The sequence below is a fragment of the Pseudomonas sp. HMSC076A11 genome (assembly GCF_001810205.1).
Lineage (GTDB): Bacteria > Pseudomonadota > Gammaproteobacteria > Pseudomonadales > Pseudomonadaceae > Pseudomonas > Pseudomonas aeruginosa.
In genome coordinates this window covers 131,939-151,534 of record NZ_KV800315.1, presented here as the reverse complement: position 1 = coordinate 151,534, position 19,596 = coordinate 131,939, and the positions used below count along the sequence as shown (strand labels likewise).

Annotated in this window: 22 protein-coding genes; 12 read left to right on the top strand and 10 right to left on the bottom strand. The window is 67.4% G+C overall.

Annotated elements, in window-relative coordinates; all coding sequences use genetic code 11:
- The 8 genes from pscN to pscU all read left to right on the top strand — a co-directional run.
- Positions 1-1,015, top strand: a 1,015-nt coding sequence (gene pscN, locus HMPREF2716_RS21360; RefSeq protein ID WP_070622002.1) for a SctN family type III secretion system ATPase PscN, incomplete at its 5' end; no start/stop codon positions are given.
- Positions 1,012-1,488, top strand: coding sequence for a type III secretion system central stalk protein PscO (gene pscO, locus HMPREF2716_RS21355; protein ID WP_034034055.1), 477 nt, complete (start codon positions 1,012-1,014; stop codon positions 1,486-1,488). The genes pscN and pscO, both read left to right, overlap by 4 nt.
- On the top strand, positions 1,476-2,555 hold the full coding sequence (gene pscP, locus HMPREF2716_RS29015) for a type III secretion system needle length determinant PscP (protein WP_083318195.1): 1,080 nt from the start codon (positions 1,476-1,478) through the stop codon (positions 2,553-2,555). The genes pscO and pscP overlap by 13 nt, the downstream gene beginning before the upstream one ends.
- Positions 2,552-3,481 carry a SctQ family type III secretion system cytoplasmic ring protein PscQ gene (gene pscQ, locus HMPREF2716_RS21345; RefSeq protein ID WP_070622001.1) on the top strand — a complete coding sequence of 310 codons (930 nt, stop codon included), beginning with the start codon at positions 2,552-2,554 and terminating at the stop codon, positions 3,479-3,481. Before pscP ends, pscQ begins: the two co-directional genes overlap by 4 nt.
- Positions 3,478-4,131 (top strand): SctR family type III secretion system export apparatus subunit PscR, encoded by a 654-nt coding sequence (pscR, locus tag HMPREF2716_RS21340; RefSeq protein ID WP_003117728.1) that lies wholly within the window; start codon positions 3,478-3,480, stop codon positions 4,129-4,131. The genes pscQ and pscR overlap by 4 nt, the downstream gene beginning before the upstream one ends.
- Positions 4,132-4,133: 2 nt before the next feature.
- Complete coding sequence (pscS, locus tag HMPREF2716_RS21335) at positions 4,134-4,400, top strand: SctS family type III secretion system export apparatus subunit PscS (RefSeq protein WP_003087672.1); 267 nt, start codon at positions 4,134-4,136, stop codon at positions 4,398-4,400.
- The gene (pscT, locus tag HMPREF2716_RS21330) at positions 4,397-5,185 is read left to right on the top strand and encodes a SctT family type III secretion system export apparatus subunit PscT (protein ID WP_003117729.1); all 789 of its coding nucleotides are present in this window, start codon (positions 4,397-4,399) and stop codon (positions 5,183-5,185) included. The genes pscS and pscT overlap by 4 nt, the downstream gene beginning before the upstream one ends.
- Positions 5,182-6,231, top strand: coding sequence for a SctU family type III secretion system export apparatus subunit PscU (pscU, locus tag HMPREF2716_RS21325; protein ID WP_070622000.1), 1,050 nt, complete (start codon positions 5,182-5,184; stop codon positions 6,229-6,231). The genes pscT and pscU overlap by 4 nt, the downstream gene beginning before the upstream one ends.
- A 105-nt stretch (positions 6,232-6,336) precedes the next feature.
- On the opposite strand, the gene HMPREF2716_RS21320 is transcribed toward pscU, so the two are convergent.
- The 3 genes from HMPREF2716_RS21320 to speE form a co-directional block, all read right to left on the bottom strand.
- Entirely contained in the window at positions 6,337-8,439 is a 2,103-nt protein-coding gene (locus HMPREF2716_RS21320; protein ID WP_003103200.1) for an LTA synthase family protein, read from the bottom strand.
- A gap of 2 nt (positions 8,440-8,441) precedes the next feature.
- Positions 8,442-9,311, bottom strand: coding sequence for an NHL repeat-containing protein (locus tag HMPREF2716_RS21315; RefSeq protein WP_003087664.1), 870 nt, complete (start codon positions 9,309-9,311; stop codon positions 8,442-8,444).
- Between the two features lie 160 nt (positions 9,312-9,471).
- A complete protein-coding gene (gene speE / locus HMPREF2716_RS21310; protein ID WP_003103196.1) occupies positions 9,472-10,332 on the bottom strand; it encodes a polyamine aminopropyltransferase in 861 nt (286 codons plus the stop codon).
- 148 nt (positions 10,333-10,480) lie between these two features.
- On the opposite strand from speE, the gene HMPREF2716_RS21305 reads away from it, so the two are divergent.
- Positions 10,481-11,374 carry a DNA-3-methyladenine glycosylase family protein gene (locus tag HMPREF2716_RS21305; protein WP_003160025.1) on the top strand — a complete coding sequence of 298 codons (894 nt, stop codon included), beginning with the start codon at positions 10,481-10,483 and terminating at the stop codon, positions 11,372-11,374.
- Between the two features lie 15 nt (positions 11,375-11,389).
- Here the strand turns inward: HMPREF2716_RS21305 and HMPREF2716_RS21300 are convergent, their stop codons facing one another.
- The 6 genes from HMPREF2716_RS21300 to aroC all read right to left on the bottom strand — a co-directional run bounded on the left by HMPREF2716_RS21300 (position 11,390) and on the right by aroC (position 15,821).
- The gene (locus HMPREF2716_RS21300) at positions 11,390-11,581 is read right to left on the bottom strand and encodes a PLDc N-terminal domain-containing protein (protein ID WP_003103184.1); all 192 of its coding nucleotides are present in this window, start codon (positions 11,579-11,581) and stop codon (positions 11,390-11,392) included.
- 48 nt (positions 11,582-11,629) lie between these two features.
- A complete protein-coding gene (gene mtnC / locus HMPREF2716_RS21295; RefSeq protein ID WP_003103183.1) occupies positions 11,630-12,307 on the bottom strand; it encodes an acireductone synthase in 678 nt (225 codons plus the stop codon).
- Between the two features lie 71 nt (positions 12,308-12,378).
- On the bottom strand, positions 12,379-12,924 hold the full coding sequence (locus HMPREF2716_RS21290) for a 1,2-dihydroxy-3-keto-5-methylthiopentene dioxygenase (protein ID WP_003087656.1): 546 nt from the start codon (positions 12,922-12,924) through the stop codon (positions 12,379-12,381).
- A complete protein-coding gene (locus HMPREF2716_RS21285) occupies positions 12,921-13,538 on the bottom strand; it encodes a methylthioribulose 1-phosphate dehydratase (RefSeq protein ID WP_003103182.1) in 618 nt (205 codons plus the stop codon). Before HMPREF2716_RS21285 ends, HMPREF2716_RS21290 begins: the two co-directional genes overlap by 4 nt.
- Entirely contained in the window at positions 13,535-14,686 is a 1,152-nt protein-coding gene (locus HMPREF2716_RS21280; RefSeq protein ID WP_003087654.1) for an MFS transporter, read from the bottom strand. Before HMPREF2716_RS21280 ends, HMPREF2716_RS21285 begins: the two co-directional genes overlap by 4 nt.
- Before the next feature lie 43 nt (positions 14,687-14,729).
- The gene (gene aroC, locus HMPREF2716_RS21275) at positions 14,730-15,821 is read right to left on the bottom strand and encodes a chorismate synthase (RefSeq protein WP_023116411.1); all 1,092 of its coding nucleotides are present in this window, start codon (positions 15,819-15,821) and stop codon (positions 14,730-14,732) included.
- Between the two features lie 107 nt (positions 15,822-15,928).
- Here aroC and HMPREF2716_RS21270 point away from each other — a divergent pair, with 107 nt between their 5' ends.
- On the top strand, positions 15,929-16,912 hold the full coding sequence (locus HMPREF2716_RS21270; RefSeq protein WP_004349090.1) for an alpha/beta hydrolase: 984 nt from the start codon (positions 15,929-15,931) through the stop codon (positions 16,910-16,912).
- 77 nt (positions 16,913-16,989) lie between these two features.
- Positions 16,990-17,769, top strand: coding sequence for a hypothetical protein (locus HMPREF2716_RS21265; protein ID WP_003087649.1), 780 nt, complete (start codon positions 16,990-16,992; stop codon positions 17,767-17,769).
- Positions 17,770-17,793: 24 nt separating this feature from the next.
- Here HMPREF2716_RS21265 and prmB read toward each other — a convergent pair whose 3' ends face one another.
- Positions 17,794-18,708 (bottom strand): 50S ribosomal protein L3 N(5)-glutamine methyltransferase, encoded by a 915-nt coding sequence (gene prmB / locus HMPREF2716_RS21260; protein ID WP_003087648.1) that lies wholly within the window; start codon positions 18,706-18,708, stop codon positions 17,794-17,796.
- Between the two features lie 170 nt (positions 18,709-18,878).
- On the opposite strand from prmB, the gene HMPREF2716_RS21255 reads away from it, so the two are divergent.
- Entirely contained in the window at positions 18,879-19,475 is a 597-nt protein-coding gene (locus HMPREF2716_RS21255) for a cysteine hydrolase family protein (RefSeq protein ID WP_033969533.1), read from the top strand.
- Positions 19,476-19,596 lie beyond the last annotated feature (121 nt).

The following is a 19,596-nucleotide window of genomic DNA, read 5'->3' as shown; positions in this document are numbered from 1 at the left end:
CCTGCTCGGGCAGGTGCTCGACGGCCTCGGCCGCCCCTTCGACGGCAGCCCGCCGGCCGAGCCGGCGGCCTGGTATCCGGTCTACCGGGATGCCCCGCCGCCGATGAGCCGGCGCCTGATAGAGCGGCCGCTATCGCTGGGTGTGCGCGCCATCGACGGCCTGCTGACCTGCGGCGAAGGCCAGCGCATGGGCATTTTCGCTGCCGCCGGCGGCGGCAAGAGCACCCTGCTGGCCAGCCTGGTGCGCAATGCCGAGGTGGATGTGACGGTACTCGCCCTGGTCGGCGAACGCGGTCGCGAAGTCCGCGAGTTCATCGAAAGCGACCTCGGCGAACAGGGGCTGCGCCGCTCGGTGCTGGTGGTCGCCACCTCCGACCGACCGGCGATGGAGCGCGCCAAGGCCGGTTTCGTCGCCACCAGCATCGCCGAGTATTTCCGCGATCAGGGTCGCCGCGTCCTGCTGCTGATGGACTCGCTGACCCGCTTCGCCAGGGCCCAGCGCGAAATCGGCCTGGCGGCCGGTGAACCACCCACCCGCCGCGGCTACCCGCCCTCGGTGTTCGCCGCGCTGCCACGCCTGATGGAGCGTGCCGGGCAATCCGAGCGGGGCTCGATCACCGCGCTCTACACCGTACTGGTGGAAGGCGACGACATGAGCGAGCCGGTGGCCGACGAGACCCGCTCGATTCTCGACGGGCACATCGTGCTGTCGCGCAAGCTGGCCGCCGCCAACCACTATCCGGCCATCGACGTGCTGCACTCGGTGAGCCGGGTCATGAACCAGATCGTCGACGACGATCAGCGCCATGCGGCCGGACGCTTGCGCGAATGGCTGGCGAAGTACGAGGAAGTCGAGTTGCTGCTGAAGATCGGCGAATACCAGAAAGGCCAGGACAGTGAAGCCGACCGGGCCATCGAGAAGATCGCGGCGATCCGCCAGTGGCTGCGCCAGGGTACCCACGAAACCAGCGATTACGCACAGGCCTGCGCGCAGTTGCGGAGCCTCTGCGCATGAGCCTGGCGCTGCTGTTGCGCGTCCGACGCCTGCGCCTGGACCGGGCCGAGCGCGCCCAGGGCCGCCAATTGCTACGGGTTCGCGCCGCGGCGCAGGAACACACCGAGCGCCAGGCGGCGCAACGGGACTACCGCGACTGGCGACTGGCCGAAGAGCAACGGCTGTTTCTCGCCTGCCAGGCGGCCATGCTCGACCGCCGGCGCCTGGAAGCCTGGCAGCAGCAGGTAGGGCTGCTGCGGGAAAAGGAAGCCGGCCTGGAACAGGACTGCGCCGAGGCCGCGCAGCGCCTCGAAGGGGAGCGCGAGCGCCTGCGGCAGTGCCGGCGAGAACTGCTGGAACGCCAGCGGCAACTGGAGAAGTTCGCCGAACTGGAGCGCCACGTCGACGCCGAGCGCCAGGGGCTGCGCGAACCCAGCGAGGAAGGCGAACTGGAAGAATTCACCCGCCACGAGACCTGGCCATGCTCAAGCTGAACGCCGTGGATACGGCTCCGCTCGTGTCGTCCGACACCCCTGCCCCCCTTCCGCCGCTGCGCGCGCAGCAGATCGCCTTCGAACAGGCCCTGCCCGCGCACCGACCGCCGGCGCCCAGGCCACCGTTCGACAAGGGCGACGAAACGACGGAGGCCGCCGCGACAGCCGACGCGCCGACCTCGACGCCTCTCGCCGACCAGCCCGCGGCGCCTGCCGCCGACCGGCCGCCGACCACTCGGCAGGACCCCATGCCAGTTGCCGCGGACGCAACGCCAACGCCAACGCCAACGCCAACGCCAACGCCAACAGTGTCGCCGTCCGGATCGGTAGCACGGCAAGCGCCGGCAGCCACCGCGCGCGTCGCGGCGTCCACGCAAGGCCGGGAGCCGGCCAGCGTTTCGGCGCCTCCGGTCGACGAACCGCCGCTGGCGCCGGTGTCCTCCCACCCGCAAATCGCAGGTCGGACGCATGAGCGGCCACAGCCCGGCCCCGGCTTCCCGGCGAAAACCGCAGCCGAGGTCGCGCCCACGGCGCAGGCCAGTGTCCAGGCTTCGCCGCCCGCGCCGACAGCGGGCGGCGAAGGCCGCGGAGAGGAGCGTCGGCAACCCGGAGAAACCGATCCATCCGCACAGCCCCCCGACGACCAAGCGCCTATGCCACTGCCCGCCATGCAAACCCCCGGCGACCGCCTGCTGGCACGTCTGCTGGCATCGAGCGGGAGCCGGCCACTGCCGCTGGCCGATCTCGCGCGCCTGCTCGATGCCGTGCAGGGGCGCATCCAGGTCGCCAGCGCAGCCGAAAGCCATGCGGCGCGCCTGCAGGTGCAACTGCCCCAGCTCGGCGCCGTGGAGGTGCAGGTCCTGCATGGCCATGGCCAGTTGCAGGTCGAGATCAGTGCCAGCCCCGGCAGCCTGGCGTTGCTCCAGCAAGCCCGTGGCGAGTTGCTCGAACGCCTGCAACGGCTGCATCCGGAACAACCGGTGCAACTCACCTTCAACCAGCAGCAGGACAGCGGCCAGCGCTCGCGGCAACGTCGCTACCTGCATGAAGAGTGGCAAGCCGAATGAACGGTACGGACCTCGACCTGCCGCTCGCCAGCCGCGCCGAACTGGATCTCCAGCGACGTCTCGCGCGTTGCCGTCGCCACTATGTCGGCAACGCTTTGCAAGCGCGCCTGGACATCGCCCAGGCCGCCCCCGACGTCGATCTCGAACTGAGCCTGGCGTGGGACGGCCTGCCCCTGCGCTTTCTCTGCCAGGCTCCGGCGCTGGCCCACTGGCTCGCGCCGAACCTGCAGGAGGCAGCCTTCGCCAGCCTGCCGGCGGCCCTGCAACTGGCCTTGCTGGAGCGCGAAGGCAACGTCTTTCCCGGCCTGGTCTGGTACGGCCTGAGCCCGGCGCAACCACGCGCTGCGATGGGCCTGCGCCTGAGCCTGGAACGCGACGACCAGCGCCTGGCGCTCTGGCTCGACGGCGATCCCGCGACGCTGCTGGCACGCCTGCCGCCGCGCCCCTCGGCGCAACGCCTGGCCATACCGCTGCGCCTGTCGCTGCAATGGCCCGGCCTGCCGCTGGACGCCAGCGAGCTGCGCACCCTGGAGCCCGGCGACCTGTTGCTGCTGCCTGCCGGTCATCGCCCCGACGCAGCGCTGCTGGGGGTTCTCGAAGGACGCCCCTGGGCGCGCTGCCAACTCCACTCCACGCAACTGGAACTGCTCGACATGCACGACATCCCCTCCCTCGCCGACAGCGAGGACCTGCACGAACTCGACCAACTGCCGATCCCGGTCAGCTTCGAGGTCGGCCGCCGCACCCTGGACCTGCATACCCTCTCCACCCTGCAGCCAGGCTCGCTGCTCGATCTCGACAGTGCCCTGGACGGCGAAGTGCGCATCCTCGCCAACCAGCGCTGCCTCGGTATCGGCGAACTGGTCAGGCTCCAGGACCGGCTCGGGGTGCGCGTAACCCGCCTGTTCGGACACGACGAAGCATGATCCAGTTGCCCGACGAGCTCGGCCTGATCCTCGGCCTGGCCCTGCTCGCGCTGGTCCCGTTCATCGCGGTGATGGCGACCTCCTTCATCAAGATGACCGTGGTCTTCTCGCTGCTGCGCAACGCCCTGGGCGTCCAGCAGATTCCGCCGAACATGGCGATGTACGGGCTGGCGATCATCCTCAGCCTGTACGTGATGGCACCGGTCGGCTTCGCCACCCGCGACTACCTGCGCAACCACGACGTCAGCCTGAACGACTCGGCATCGGTGGAACGCTTTCTCGACGAGGGCATGGCGCCCTACCGGAACTTCCTCAAGCGGCAGATCCAGGAGCGCGAACACACCTTCTTCATGGAAAGCACCCGCCAGGTCTGGCCCAGCGAATACGCCGAGCGGCTCGACCCGGACAGCCTGCTGATCCTGCTGCCGGCCTTCACCGTCAGCGAACTGACCCGTGCGTTCGAGATCGGCTTCCTGATCTACCTGCCCTTCATCGCCATCGACCTGATCATCTCCAACATCCTCCTGGCGATGGGCATGATGATGGTGTCGCCGATGACCATTTCCCTGCCGTTCAAGCTGCTCCTGTTCGTCCTCCTCGACGGCTGGGCGCGGCTGACCCACGGCCTGGTCATCAGCTACGGAGGCTGACCATGAGCAGCGCCGACATCCTCCACTTCACCAACCAGACCCTGTGGCTGGTGCTGGTCCTGTCGCTGCCGCCGGTACTGGTCGCGGCCCTGATCGGCACCCTGGTATCGCTGGTCCAGGCGCTCACCCAGATCCAGGAGCAGACCCTCGGCTTCGTCGCCAAGCTGGTGGCCGTGGTGGTGGTACTGTTCGCCACCAGCGGCTGGCTGGGCGGCGAGCTGTACCGTTTCGCCGAAATGACCCTGCTGAAGGTGCCGCTGGTGCGATGAGCGTCCAGGACCTGCAGCAACTGCTGCTGACCTACAGCCTGCTGCTGCCGCGGATCATCAGTTGCTTCGTGGTCCTACCGGTGCTGGCCAAGCAAACCCTGGGCGGCGGCCTGGTGCGCAACGGCGTGGCCTGCTCGCTGGCGCTGTTCGCCTACCCGATCGTCGCCGGCAGCCTGCCGCCGGCCCTCGACGCGCTGGACATCGCCCTGCTGATCGGCAAGGAAGTGCTGCTCGGCCTGCTCATCGGCTTCGTCGCCACCATTCCCTTCTGGGCCATGGAAGCGACCGGCTTCATCATCGACAACCAGCGTGGCGCGGCACTCGCCTCGACCCTCAACCCCAGCCTGGGCAGCCAGACCAGCCCCACCGGGCTGTTGCTGACGCAGACGCTGATCACCCTGTTCTTCTCCGGCGGCGCCTTCCTCGCGCTGGTCGGCTCGCTGTTCAGGAGCTATGCCAGTTGGCCGGTGAGCAGCTTCTTCCCGCAGTTCGGCAGCCAATGGGTGGAGTTCTTCTACGCGCAGTTCTCGCAGATGCTGATGCTCTGCGCGCTGTTCGCCGCGCCGCTGCTGATTGCCATGTTCCTCGCCGAGTTCGGCCTGGCGCTGGTCAGCCGCTTCGCCCCGTCGCTGAACGTGTTCATCCTCGCCATGCCGATCAAGAGCCTGGTGGCCAGCCTGCTGCTGGTGCTCTACCTGGGCATCCTCATGGAGCACGCCTACGATGCCCTGCTGCTCGCCGTCGACCCGCTGCGCCTGCTGCGTCCCGTGCTGGAGACGCCATGAGCGCCGAGAAGACCGAGCAGCCCACGGCGAAGAAGCTGCGCGACGCCCGCCGGCAGGGCCAGGTGGTGAAGAGCAAGGAAATTGTCTCCAGCGCGTTGATCCTGTCGCTGGTGGCGCTGCTGATGGGCTTTTCCGACTACTACCTGGAGCATCTCGGCAAGCTGCTCCTGCTGCCCGCCGAGTACATCGACCTGCCGTTTCGCCAGGCGCTGGAGACCATCCTGGAGAACCTTCTCCAGGAACTCCTCTACCTGCTGGCGCCGGTCCTGCTGGTCGCGGCGCTGGTGGTGGTGCTCAGCCATGTCGGCCAGTACGGCTTCCTGCTCAGCCTCGACAGCGTCAAGCCGGACCTGAAGAAGATCAACCCGATGGAGGGCGCGAAGAAGATCTTCTCGATCCGGAGCCTGGTGGAGTTCCTCAAGTCGACCCTGAAGGTCGCCCTGCTCTCCCTGCTGGTCTGGCTGACCTTGCAGGGCAACCTGGCCAGCCTCCTGCGGATTCCCGCCTGCGGGCTGGACTGCGTGGCACCGGTGAGCGGGCTGATGCTCAGGCAACTGATGCTGGTCTGCGCGGTCGGCTTCCTGGCGATTGCCGTCGCCGACTACGCCTTCGAACGCCACCAGCACTACAAGCAGTTGCGCATGAGCAAGGACGAAGTGAAGCGCGAGTACAAGGAGATGGAGGGCAGTCCGGAGATCAAGAGCAAGCGCCGGCAATTCCATCAGGAACTGCAATCGAGCAATCTGCGCGCGGATGTCCGGCGCTCCTCGGTGATCGTCGCCAACCCGACCCACGTCGCCATCGGCATACGCTATCGACGCGGCGAAACGCCCCTGCCGCTGGTCACCCTGAAGCACACCGACGCCCTGGCCCTGCGGGTCCGGCGCATCGCCGAGGAAGAAGGAATCCCAGTGCTGCAACGAATTCCGCTGGCACGGGCGCTGCTGCGCGACGGCAATGTCGACCAGTACATACCGGCGGACCTGATCCAGGCCACCGCCGAAGTCCTGCGCTGGCTGGAAAGCCAGCAGACGGATACGCCCTGATCGCTATCGGGCAGGGCGGCCGCTGCGGCACCGGCGACGCAAGACGCTGCGACCTGGCGCCGAAAAAAAGGGGCCCGAAGGCCCCTTTCACATGCTTGCTACGGGTCAGTCCTTGTCCGGGATCCCGTGTACCACGCCCGCGGTATTCTCCAGCAGGCTCTTGGTCGCGGTCTGGATGAACGACTCCAGCTTCTTCTGCAGCTCGGCCTGGTCCGGCACTTCCTTGGTGATCACCGCCTTGGCATCGCCGCCCAGTTGGTAATCGTAGACGCGCACGTCACCGTCCTTCGGCCGCACCAGGATGCGGTTGCCGGAGACGATGGCGACGTTCTGCTCGCTGCCCGACGGCTTGATCACGCCGAAGCCCTTGTCGCCTTCCGGCAGGTTCAGCAGGTCGCGGCCCCAGCACTGGTGGACGGTCTCGCCGCCGAGCAGGCCCATGATGGTCGGCACGATGTCGACCTGGGTACCGACGGTCGGCAGGTGGGTACCGAACTTCTCCTGGATGCCGGGAGCGATCAGCAGCAGCGGCACGTTGAAGCGGTGCAGGTCCATCTCGGTGAGCTGCTCGGGGCTGCCGAAGCCATGGTCGCCGACCACCACGAAAAGGGTGTCCTTGTAGTACGGCGACTTCTTCGCCTTCTCGAAGAACTGGCCCAGCGCCCAGTCGGAATAGCGCATGGCGGTCAGGTGCTCGTCGAGCGAACCGTAGCCGGTCACGCGCTCCACCGGCAGGTCCTTCGGCAACGCATAGGGCACGTGGTTGGAGAGGCTCTGCAACAGCGCATAGAACGGCTTGCCGGTGCTCGCCAGCTTGTCCAGTTCCTCGTTGCCACGGGCGAACATGTCCTGGTCGGAGACGCCCCAGGTCGGATCGGAGAACACCGGGTCGACATAGTCGTTGCGGCCGATGAAGGTGGTCATGCCCTGGTTGCTGAAGAAGCCGGACTGGTTGTCCCAGGCGAAATCGCCGTTGTAGACGTAGACGTCCTCGTACTGGCGGGCGCTGAGCAACTGCGGCAGGCCGGAGAACTTGTGGCCGCCCTCCGGGGTTTGCATCAGGTATTCGAAGCCCGGCAGGTTGGGGAAGCAGGCCATGGTGGCGAACATGCCCTGGTGGGTATGGGTGCCGTTGGAGAAGAACTGGGTGAACAGCAGGCCTTCCTTCGACAGCTTGTCGAAATACGGCGTGATGTTGCCCGGCGCGCCCAGGGCGCCGACATAGTGGCCGGCGAAGCTTTCCAGCAGGACCACCACCACGTTGCGGATCGGCAGGGTATTCGCCGCCGGCGGGGTGAACTCGCGGCGCACCGCGGCCTCATCGGCGTCCACCAGCTTGTCGTTGGGGGTCAGCAACATCTGCCGGGTGGTCTCCAGGGCGACCTTGTCGTCCAGGGTGGCCTTCCAGATGTTCGCGCGGTCTTCGGAGAAGCGCTCCTTGGCCGCCTTGACCAGGGTCAGGGTGCCGTTCAGGCCCAACTGGTTGGCGAACATGGACTCGGTGGTGAAGGCATCGCCCCAGCGCAGCGGCGGGCCCTGGCGCAGGGTGCCGCGGGCGGCGAGGACGCAGACCAGCACGCAGAGGAACAGCACCACGCCGCGCACGTACCAGGGCGCGGCAGCGCTCGGCCGGGCGATCACGCTGTCTTCGCGCGGCTTGCGCTGGCTCGGGCGGGTCGCCAGGTCGATGGCCTTGAACACCCGGTACAGCACCCAGGTGGCGAAGGCCCAGGCCAGCAGGTAGCGGACCACCGGGAAGCCGTACCAGAGCATGCTCATGACGGTCTTCGGGTCTTCCGACATGTACTGGAAGACCAGGCTGTTCAGGCGCTGGTGGAACTCGCGGTAGAAGTCCAGTTCGAGTACGCCGAGGAACAGGGTGATGCTGGCGAACAGCGTCAACCATGTACGGAACAGGCCGCGAGCGGCCATCGCGCGTACCGCGAACAACGACAGCACCAGCGGCGCCACGGCATAGACGACGACCCGCAGGTCGAAACGCACGCCGTTGCCGAACGCCTCGAGGAAGGTGCTCGCCGGGGTCGCGCCGATCAGTTCGCGGTTGTAGATCAGCAAGGCCAGGCGCAGCAGGCTGAACATGACCAGCAGCACCAGCGCGCTGAGCGCGGTGAACGCCAGGTGGCTGCGGATGGTGGGCTGGAACAGCCGTGGGGGCGATTGGGTGGTTCGGACTTCCGTTTGGTCCATGTTTACAATTCGCTCTTCTGTCGTTCGATTTCGAGAATGCGGTCCCGCCCCTGCTCGGCCAGCAGGTAGCGGCCGGGCCCGATGGGCAGTAGGGACTGTGCGGAACGCAGGCGCCGTACGATCACCTGCAGCGGCCCGTCGGGCGGCAGCAGCAAGGCTCGCGCGTTATGCGTCGAGTCCTCGGTGATCCACAGGCCTTCGCTGTCGCACAGCAAAAAGCTCGGTGCATTCAGTCCGTTCAGCACCACCTCGTCCTCGGCCCCCTCATGCAGACGCATGACGTGGCCACGTTTCTTTTCCGTGTAGAAGACGCTTCCGTCCGGGCAGGCGGCCACCCCTTCGGAGCGCTGCAGTCCCTCGCGCAGTACCGTCAGTCCGCCGGTCTCCGGGTCGTAGCGGAGAATCCGCCCGTCCAGGTCGCGATCCTCGGCGGCGTACAGGTAGCGGCCGTCGCTGGCGACGCCCTCCACCTGGATGCCGTCGAACAGCGGCCGGGCCTGCTGGGCATGCCACCAGAACACCGGCGAGGCGCCCTGCTCCTGGCTGATCGCGATGCCGTCGCGGAAGCTGGCCATGCCGTCGGGCTTGGACAGCCCGTCGAGCACCGTATCGCGGCTACCATCGGCGGCGATGCGGAACACCAGGCCCTTGCCGTCCTGCAACTCCTGGCTCACGTAGAGCAGGCCGTCCGGGTCGCGGGCCAGGGCGCTGACGTGGGGAATGTCCTCGAGCACTACCCGGTAGGTCCAGCCGGATACGGTGGCTGCCGGGGCGAAACGCTGCCAGCCGAGGAAGGCCAGGGCGATGAAGAGGACGCTACCGAGCAGGCAAGAGACTACTACGCCGCTCTGGCGCAATCGTTTGGTCAGCATTCGATGCACTCAAGGACAAAACTGCCATTTATAGCCATGGCAACGGAAAAAAGCGCGCAGATTTTCCCGGATCGATTGTGAAAAAAATGTTAGCTGGCAGTAACAGGGGATGTCGGAGCGACGCATGAAAAAGGGCCTTGCGGCCCTTCTTGGTGAAGCGTCAGTCGTTGTCCTGCTTGCCGATGGCCTGCAGCACGTACTGCGGCAGAGCAAACGCGCCCAGGTGGATATCGGCGTTGTAGTAGCGGGTGGCGATGCCGCTGTCGCGGAAGCGCTGGCGCAGCGTTTCCAGCGGAAGGCGACGCAGGCCTTCGCGGGTCGAACCCCAGGCGAAGGTCATGGCGCCGCCGATATAGGTCGGCACCGCCGCCTGGTAGAAATGCCAGTCGGCGAACAGCCCGTCGGTACGTGCGGCGGTGGTGCGCACTTCCTCCAGTTGCATGAACGGCGTGCCGTTCTGGGTGACCAGGATGCCACCCTCGTTCAGGCAGCGCCGGCAGGCCTGGTAGAAGTTCTCGGAGAACAGCACCTCGCCAGGGCCGATCGGGTCGGTGGAGTCGGAGATGATCACGTCGAAGCGTTCTTCCGTGGTAGCCACGAAGCGCATGCCGTCGTCGATCACCAGGTTCAGCCGCGGGTCGTCGAAGGCGCCCTGGGAGTGGTTGGGCAGGAACTCCTTGCACATGTCGACCACGGTGCCGTCGATCTCGACCATGGTGATCCGCTCGACGCTCTTGTGCTTGGCCACCTCGCGCAGCATGCCACCGTCGCCGCCGCCGATGATCAGCACGCGCCGGGCCGCGCCGTGGGCGAGGATCGGCACGTGGGTGAGCATCTCGTGGTAGATGAACTCGTCGGCCTCGGTGGTCTGGATCACTCCATCGAGCGCCATCACCCGGCCCATCCGGGCGTTTTCGAAAATCACCAGGTGCTGGTGCTCGGTGCGCACCTCATGCAGCATGTTGTCGATGCTGAAGCGCTGGCCGTAGCCCTGGTACAGAGTTTCCTGATAATCGCTCATGGGCCGGGATCTCCCTGGTAAGGCTGCAATCTGGCAGCGGGACTTGCCCGCGCCGCGAAGAAAGGCGCGCATTCTACGCTGGCGGCAATGACAGGTCGAACCCCGCCGGCGGATGGCGCCGGCTGCGCCGGCCAGGTATCGTCTACCCATGAGCCAGCCTACCTCTCCCCTCGTCCTGCACCTGCCCTACCAGTCACCCTGGGAATGGCGCCAGTTCCACCAGCATTTCGCCCTGCGCCTGCTCGCCGGTGTCGAAAGCCTGGGTGACGACCACTATGCCCGCAGCTTCCGGGCCAACGGTCGCCCGGCCTGGTTCGAGGTGCGACCGCTGGCGGAACGCCAGGTCCTGGCGCTGAGCCTCAGCCCGTCCGCCCATGCCCTGGCCGCCGAACTCGAGGCACGGGTCCGCCGGATGTTCGACCTGGACAGCGACCCGGCCGCCATCGCCCGGCATTTCGCCGGGGATCCCCTGCTCGGCCCGCTGGTGGCCGCCAATCCGGGACTGCGCCTGCCGGTGGCCTTCGATCCCTTCGAACAGGCGGTGCGCGCCATCGTCGGCCAGCAGGTCACGGTGAAGGCCGCGGTGACCATCACCGGGCGCCTGATCCAGCGCCTCGGCGAGCCGCTGGAAGATCTCGGCTACGACAGCATCAGCCACCTGTTCCCGACGCCCGCCGCGCTGGCGCAAGCCAACCTCGACGGCATCGGCATGCCCGGCAAGCGGGTACAGACGCTGCAACGCTTCGCCGCGGCGATCGCCTCGGGAGAGCTGAGCCTGGACCTGGCGGACGGCCCCGAGGCCCTGGTGGAGCGCCTCTGCGCGTTGCCCGGCATCGGCCCCTGGACCGCCGAATACATAGCCCTGCGTGCCATGGGCGAAGCCGACGCCTTCCCCGCCGCCGACCTCGGCCTGCTGAAATCCACGGTCTGGGGGCCGCAAGGCATCGATGCGCGCAGCCTGAAGGCCCGCGCCGAGGCCTGGCGGCCTTGGCGCGCCTACGCCGCGATCCACCTGTGGAACCACTACGCCGCAGGCGGCTAACGCCGCGGCGGGAGGCTACAGCCTGACGTTGCCGCGCGGGCCGGCGATGGCCCAGATGATCAGGCCGAGCACCGGCAGGACGATGATCACCAGGACCCAGATGATCTTCATCCCGGTTTCCGCAGCGCTTTTCAGGATGTTGACGATGGCCCAGATATCCAGGGCCAGGATGACCAGGCTGATCAGCCCGCTGAGGGTGGAACCCATGGCGCGATGCTCCCGAGCAAGAGTGTTCCCTCAGGATAGCCGGCGCGTTCACTCCACGAGGATGTCGGCGAAGCTGGCCACCGTCGGATGGCCGTCCAGGCTGCCGCCTTCGCGGGCCAGGCCGAGCGTGCGCATGCCCGCGTCGCGCGCGGCATCCAGTTCCTGCACCACGTCGGAAAGGAAAAGGATTTCCGCGGCCGGCAGGCCGATGGCCCCGGCGATCCGCGCATAGGAGGCGCTTTCCCGCTTCGGCCCGCTGGTAGTGTCGAAGTAGCCGGAAAACAGCGAGCCCAGGTCGCCGGCCTCGGAACAGCCGAAGATCAGCTTCTGCGCCTGGATCGAGCCGGAGGAATAGACGTACAGGTCCAGCCCACGGGCCTTCCACTCGCGCAGCGCCTGCACCGCGTCCGGGTAGACGTGGCCCTTCAACTGACCGTCGCGGTAGCCCTGGGCCCAGACCATGCCTTGCAGGGCCTTCAGCGGCGTCGCCTTGCGGTCCTCGGCGATCCATTGCAGGAGGATCGCGATCACCCGCTCGACATCGGCGTCCGCCTCACCGCTCTCGGCACGCACCGCCGCCAACTGTGCGGCTACCTCGGTCTCTCCGGCGTGTTCGCGGACGAAGTCCGGCAGGTGCCGGGCGGCATAGGGAAACAGCACGTCGAAAACGAAGCTGACCGCGCTGGTGGTGCCTTCGATGTCGGTGAGGATGGCTTTGATGGTCATGCGGACTCCGGATGAAACCGCCCCCGGCAGGACCGGGGGCGCGGATGGTGACGGATGGGACGGTGCCTCGCTCAGTCTTCCAGCAGGGGGAAGCGGCTGGCGATGTCGTCGCCGGTGAACTGGGCGACCCAGCCCTCCGGGTTGTTGAACAGGCGCACGGCGACGAAATGCGGGTGCTCGCCCATGTCGAACCAGTGGCGAGTGCCGGCCGGCACCGAGATAAGGTCGTTGCGCTCGCAGAGCACGGCGTAGACATGCTCCTCGATATGCAGGACGAACAGGCCGCGCCCGGCGACGAAGAAGCGCACCTCGTCTTCGCCATGGCGGTGCTCGTCGAGGAACTTGGCGCGCAATTCGGCCTTCTGCGGGTGGTCGCTGTTCAGGCTGACCACGTCCACGGTGATGTAGCCGCGCTCGCGCTTGAGCCGCTCGATCTCGTGGGCGTAGGCGGCGATCACCTCGTCCTGGCTGGCGCCGGCGGCGATCGGCGCGGCGGCTTCCCAGCGTTCGAAACGGACGCCGACCTCGGCCAGGGTCGAAGCGATGTCCTCGGCATGGGTCAGCAGCTTCAGCGGCTGCTCCGGCTGGTTCTCGTGATAGACGGTAAGGCTGCTCATCGGCTCAGACTCAGTACTTTCAGTTCACACTCGAACAGAAACTCGAAAGCTTCCACCTGACGCAGGGCATCGCTCATGCGCGCGCCCCAAGTGTACAGCCCGTGGCCGCGGATCAAATACCCCGGGCAGTGCGGATGCGCCTCCAGCCAGGGCTGCACGCGGCTGGCCAGGCGGGCGATGTCCTGGTCGTTGTCGAAGATCGGCACCTCGACCTGGCCTTCGTGGGTGGTGACCCCGGCGAAGGCCTTCTGCAGTTCGTAGTCCTGCAGCACCAGGCGGTCGCCGCGGACCAGGCGGGAAAGCACGGTGGCATTCACCGAGTGGGTATGCAGCACCGCGCCGATCGCCGGGTTCCAGGCATACAGCTGGGTGTGCAGGAGGGTCTCCGCCGAGGGTTTCTTGCCCGGTTCCAGGCTGTTGCCGGCCAGGTCGGTGGCCAGCACGTCGTCGAAGCCCAACTGGCCCTTGTGCTTGCCCGAGACGGTGAGCAGCGCGCGCTGTTCGTCCAGGCGCGCGGAGTAGTTGCTGCTGGTTGCCGGCGACCAGCCGCGGCCGTAGAGGAACCGGCCGGCGTCGATGATCTGCTGGGTCAGCTGTTCACGGTTGTCGTTCATGCCCGCACCTCTTGCAAACGGGTACTGATGATAGCGGCTGCCAGCAAGGCTGCCAGGCTGGCGATGGCGAAGGTCCAGGCAGGGCCCAGGCTGTTCCAGCTATAGCCGGAATACAGCGCGCCCAGGGCTCCACCGGTACCGGCCAGCGCAGCATACAGGGCCTGGCCCTGGCCCTGCTGGCGCGGGCCGAAGCTACGTTGCACGAAATGGATGGCAGCCGCATGAAAACTGCCGAAGGTGGCGGCATGCAGCGTCTGGGCAAAGACCAGCAGCGCCAGGCTGTCGGCCAGGTTGCCGAGAAGCAGCCAGCGCAGCGACGCCAGCAGGAAGCTCGCGGCCAGCACCTGGCGCAGGCTGAAACGTTGCAGCAGGCGTGGCATGGCGAGGAACAACATGACCTCGGCGACCACCCCCAGCGCCCAGAGCAGACCGATCAGCGCCCGGCTGTAGCCCAGCGATTCCAGGTGCAGGGTCAGGAAGGTGTAGTACGGCCCATGGGACAGCTGCATCAGGCACACGCACAGGTAGAACGCCAGCACGCCCGGCTGGCGCAACTGGGCGAGGAAGCCGCCCTCGCCTTCGCGCGGTTCGCGATGGGCCGGCTGGGCATTGGGCACCCACCAGCTGCACAGCACGATGCCGAGCATGATACCCAGCAGCGTCGCCGGGTAGACATCCAGGCTCAGGCGCTCGAACAGCGCGCCGAGACCGACCACGGTGCAGATGAAACCGATCGAGCCCCACAGGCGAATCCGGCTGTAGCTGGCGCTGCGCTCGCGCAGATGGGCCAGGGTGATGACCTCGAACTGCGGTAGCACGGCATGCCAGAAGAACGCGTGCAACGCCATCACCAAGGCCAGCCAGGCGTAGCTGTGGCTGACGAAGATCAGCGAGAAGCCCAGCGCCGTGCATACCGCGCCGAAGCGCACGATGGCCAGGCGCTGGCCGCTGCGGTCGCCCAGCCAGCCCCACAGGTTGGGCGCGACGCAACGCATCAGCATGGGAATCGCCACCAGCTCGCCGATGCGCGGGCTGGGGAAGCCCAGGTGATGGAAATACAGGGCGAGGAACGGCGCCGTGGCGCCGAGCAGGCTGAAATAGAAGAAATAGAAGCTGGACAGGCGCCAGTAGGGAACCGCGCTGGTCACGATCCGCCGTTCACCCGTCCCGCACCGCGGCCTGCCACAGCCCTCACAGCTGCGGCAGGACCGGCGTGTCGACGCGCACGTCGGCGTTCTGCCCACGCTGGCGCAGCAACTGGTCGAGCAGGACGATGGCCATCATCGCCTCGGCGATCGGCGTGGCGCGGATGCCGACGCACGGGTCGTGACGGCCCTTGGTGATCATGTCCACCGGCTCGCCGGCGGTATCGATCGAGCGCCCGGGAGTGGTGATGCTGGAGGTCGGCTTCAGCGCCAGGTGGGCGACGATCGGCTGGCCGGAGGAGATCCCGCCGAGGATGCCGCCGGCATTGTTCGACAGGAAGCCTTGCGGGGTCAGTTCGTCGCGGTGCTCGGTACCGCGCTGGGCGATGCTGGCGAAGCCGGCGCCGATCTCCACGCCCTTCACCGCGTTGATGCTCATCAGCGCATGCGCCAGTTCGGCGTCCAGGCGGTCGAAGATCGGCTCGCCCAGGCCCGGCGGCACGCCTTCGGCAACCACGGTGATCTTCGCCCCGACCGAATCCTGGTCGCGGCGCAATTGGTCCATGTAGGCCTCCAGCTCCGGCACCTTGTCCGGGGCGGGGCTGAAGAAGGCATTCTGCTCGACGCTGTCCCAGCTCCTGAACGGAATCTCGATCGGCCCGAGCTGGCTCATGTAGCCGCGCACCTGGATGCCCAGGCCCGCCAGGTATTTCTTGGCAATAGCCCCGGCGGCCACGCGCATGGCGGTCTCGCGCGCCGAGGAACGGCCGCCGCCGCGGTAGTCGCGCACGCCGTACTTGTGGTGGTAGGTGTAGTCGGCGTGGGCCGGGCGGAACAGGTCCTTGATCGCCGAGTAGTCCTTGGACTTCTGGTCGGTGTTGCGGATCAGCAGGCCGATCGGCGTGCCGGTGGTCTTGCCCTCGAACACCCCGGAAAGAATCTCCACCTCGTCGGCTTCCTGGCGCTGGGTGGTGTGCCGGCTGGTGCCGGGCTTGCGCCGGTCGAGGTCGCGTTGCAGGTCCCGGGCGGACAGTTCCAGCCCCGGGGGGCACCCATCGACGATGGCGACCAGCGCCGGGCCGTGGCTTTCGCCTGCGGTGGTGACGGTGAAGAGCTTGCCGTAGGTGTTGCCGGACATGCGAGGCTCCGCGTGAGGACGAGAGGGAAAGACATCGGAGTATACCCGTCAAGGACGGGCCTGCGAACCTTCCCCGGAGGACGCGATCAAAGCGCTATCATCGGCCCATGAAGACCTCCATGCCGCGCGCCCTCCTCGCCCTGTTCTGCCTGCTCGCCAGCCTGGCCCACGCCGCTCCCAACAGCATCCTGCACCGCCCCTACGACCTGGACACCGGGCACGGCGTGCTGCGCGGCTCCTTGCTGCTGCCGCGCAGCGCCGTGCCGCCGCCGGTGGTCCTGCTGGTCGCCGGCTCCGGTCCCACCGATCGCGACGGCAACAACCCCTTCGGCGGCAACAACCGCTACCTGTTGCGTCTCGCCGAGGCCCTGGCCGAACGCGGAATCGCCAGCGTGCGCTACGACAAGCGGGGAGTCGCCCGCAGCCTGGCGGCGGCGCCGCGCGAGGAAGACCTCAGCGTCGGCGTCTATGTCGACGACGTGGTCGCCTGGAGCGAGCGGCTGGCCCGCGACCCGCGCTTCTCCCGGCTGATCCTGGTCGGCCATAGCGAAGGCGCGCTGATCGCCAGCCTGGCGGCGCCTCGCACGCCGGCCGAGGAATTGATCGCCATCGCCGGCAGCGGCCAACCCATCGACCGGGTGTTGCGCGAGCAACTGCGCGGTCGCCTGCCGCCGGCGCAACTGCGCCAGGCCGACTCGGTGCTGGCTTCGCTGAAGGCCGGCGAGACCCGCGGCGATATCCCGCCGGCGCTCGCCAACCTGCTCCGCCCCAGCGTGCAGCCGTACCTGATCTCGCTGTTCCGCGAAGACCCGGCCCGCGCGTTCGGCCGCCTGCGCATCCCGACCCTGATCGTCCAGGGCCGCAATGACATCCAGGTCGGCGTCGCCGACGCCGAGGCGCTCCAGCGAGCCAAGCCCGACTCGCAACTGGTGCTCATCGACGGCATGAACCACATCCTGCGGATCGCCCCGAGCACCGGTCTCCAGCAGCTTTCCGCCTACAACGACCCGAACCTGCCGCTGGCCCGGCAACTGGTCGAGGCGGTCAGCCGCTTCATCCTGCGCGGCGCAGAGGCGGAAAAAGGCCGCTGAGCCGCTACAGAAATCGCTTCCCGCGCCGACAAGTTCTGAAAGCCGGCCCGTGAAGGCGGCCGGCCAGAGGATGTCCGATGATCGATAGCGATACCCAACCGGCCGCAGAAGAAGCCGAGAAGAAACCGCCGCACCCCTGGGCCGAACTGGCGCCGGAGCATTTCCGCCTGCTCCGCCTGGCGCCACTGCCCACCGACCGCGCGACCGGCGCCCGCCCCCTGCGCTTCGTCCAGCTCGGCAGGGTCGAACGGCACAGCGCGGACCAGAGCCTGCTGCGCCTGAGCATCCAGGTGCCAGGCCTGATGCTGCGCAAGGAGCAGAACCTGCTGGAGGTCTGGGCCGATCATCGCAACAAGGAAGTGCGTTTCGGTTCGGACGCCGGGCTCAGCCTGGAACCCTTGAACCGCGGGCTGGGCCGTTTCCTGCTGGCCCAGGCCATCGCCTGGGCGCAACGACGCTGGGCCCACTACAAGGTGGAAGGCGGCGCACTGGCGCTGAAGGATGGCCTGACCGAAGACGCACGCCTGCGCCGCGACCATTTCATCCGCGCCCAGGGCTTCGACGTCAGCTATGAGGACCAGCGGTTGCTCAAGGCCCGCTACAGCGCCGGCCGGGTCAGTGAGCTGCACAGCGATTGGCACAAGGACAAGGTGCAGATCGTGCCGCTGCTGGACGCCGCGGCGATGCTGGAACAGGCCGAGCAGACCCTGCAGGCCCAGGATGCGGAGATCCGCCAACTGGAACAGCGCATCAACCACTACCGCCGCGACGACACCAGCCTGCGCTTCACCATCGCCTGCCTGACCGCCTTCGCGGTGTTCCAGGCCGGCCTGCTGATCTGGATCGCCACTCACTGAACCGGCGGCACCAGCCGCCTCCGATCACTTTTCCAAGCGCGAACGGAACAGTTCCCGGTGCTCGCGGCACTGCGCGGCGGACAGCATGAACACCCCGTGGCCACCGTGCTCGAACTCCAGCCAGGTGAAGTCCACTTCCGGATACAGCGCCTGCACATGGACCTCGCTGTTGCCCACCTCGACGATCAGCAGGCCTTTCTCGCTGAGGTGGTCGGCCGCCTCGGCGAGCATCCGTCGCACCAGGTCCAGGCCGTCGTCGCCGCAGGCCAGGCCGAGTTCAGGCTCATGATGGAACTCCGCCGGCATGTCGGCGAAATCCTCGGCATCCACGTAGGGCGGATTGGACACGATCAGGTCGAAGCGCTGGCCGGGAAGCCCGGCGAAACCGTCGCCCTGGACGGTGTAGACCCGCTCGCCGAGGTCGTGGCGCTCGATATTGACGTTGGCCACCTCCAGCGCATCGAAGGACAGGTCGGCGAGCACCACCTCCGCCTGCTCGAACGCATAGGCGCAGGCGATGCCGATGCAGCCGGAACCGGTGCAGAGGTCGAGGATTCGCGCCGGCTCGGCCGGCAGCCAGGGCGCGAAGCGCTGTTCGATAAGTTCGGCGATAGGCGAGCGCGGCACCAGCACGCGTTCGTCGACGCTGAAGGGAATCCCGCAGAACCAGGCTTCGCCCAGCAGGTAGGCCGCCGGAATCCGTTCCTCGATGCGCCGCCGGAGGATCTCCGCCAACTCGGCGCGTTCATCGTCTTCCAGGCGACAATCCAGGTAGCTGTCAGAAATTTCCCAGGGAAGGTGCAGGGAGCCCAGAACCAGGTGGCGCGCCTCGTCCCAGGCATTGTCGGTGCCGTGACCGAAGAACAGGCCGGCGGCGTGGAAACGGCTGACAGCCCAGCGGATGTAGTCGCGCAGGGTGAGCAGACGGGACTCGGACATGACGGAATTGCTCCTCGCAACGCACAAAAGGGCGACATTCTAGCCGATCGCGCCGGAGCTGGCCTCCAGCGCGGGAAGTCCATACCACTTTAGTGCGCATGCGGCAAAGGTTCACAGGCTCGCCGATAGGGGCCAGAATGAAAGGCATGTGCCTTCTCAGGAGTAGTGACATGCCTCATCCGCTCACCCTTTTGCAGATCAGCGGACGCGGCTACCCGCCAGCCCCCCTTCGGCAGAGCACCTTGCTGATCATCGATGCCCAGGAAGAGTACCGCAGCGGCGCCCTGCGCCTGCCAGGCCTCGACGACGCCGCCGCGGAGATCGGCGTGCTGGTGCAGGCGGCCCGCGCCAGCGGTACGCCCATCGTGCATGTACGCCACCTGGGTATCCAGGGCGGCCTGTTCGATCCGCAAGGGCCGCGCGGCCAGTTCCTCCCGGAACTGCAACCGGAAGCCGGGGAAAAAGTCGTGGAGAAACGCCTGCCCAATGCCTTCTCCGGCACCGAGCTGCACGACCTGCTGCAGAACCACGGCCGTCTCGACCTGATCGTCTGCGGCTTCATGACCCATTCCAGCGTCAGCACCACCGTGCGCGCGGCCAAGGACTACGGCTACCGCTGCACCCTCGCCGATAGCGCCTGCGCCACCCGCGACATACCCACCCTGAACGGCGGGGTCCTGAGCGCCGCGGATCTGCAACGCGCCGAGATCGCCGCCCTCGGCGACAACTTCGCGGCGATCGTCGCCCAGGCCCGGGAACTGCTCTGACCGCCCATCCAGCCGCCCTCCCGTCCCGCCCTGCGGAGGACTAGTCTGCCTGCAGGGCCATGGCTTGCGGCGAGAAGACGAGTGGCGCACGGTTTGCCCACGGCTCCCGGGAATCCGGGAA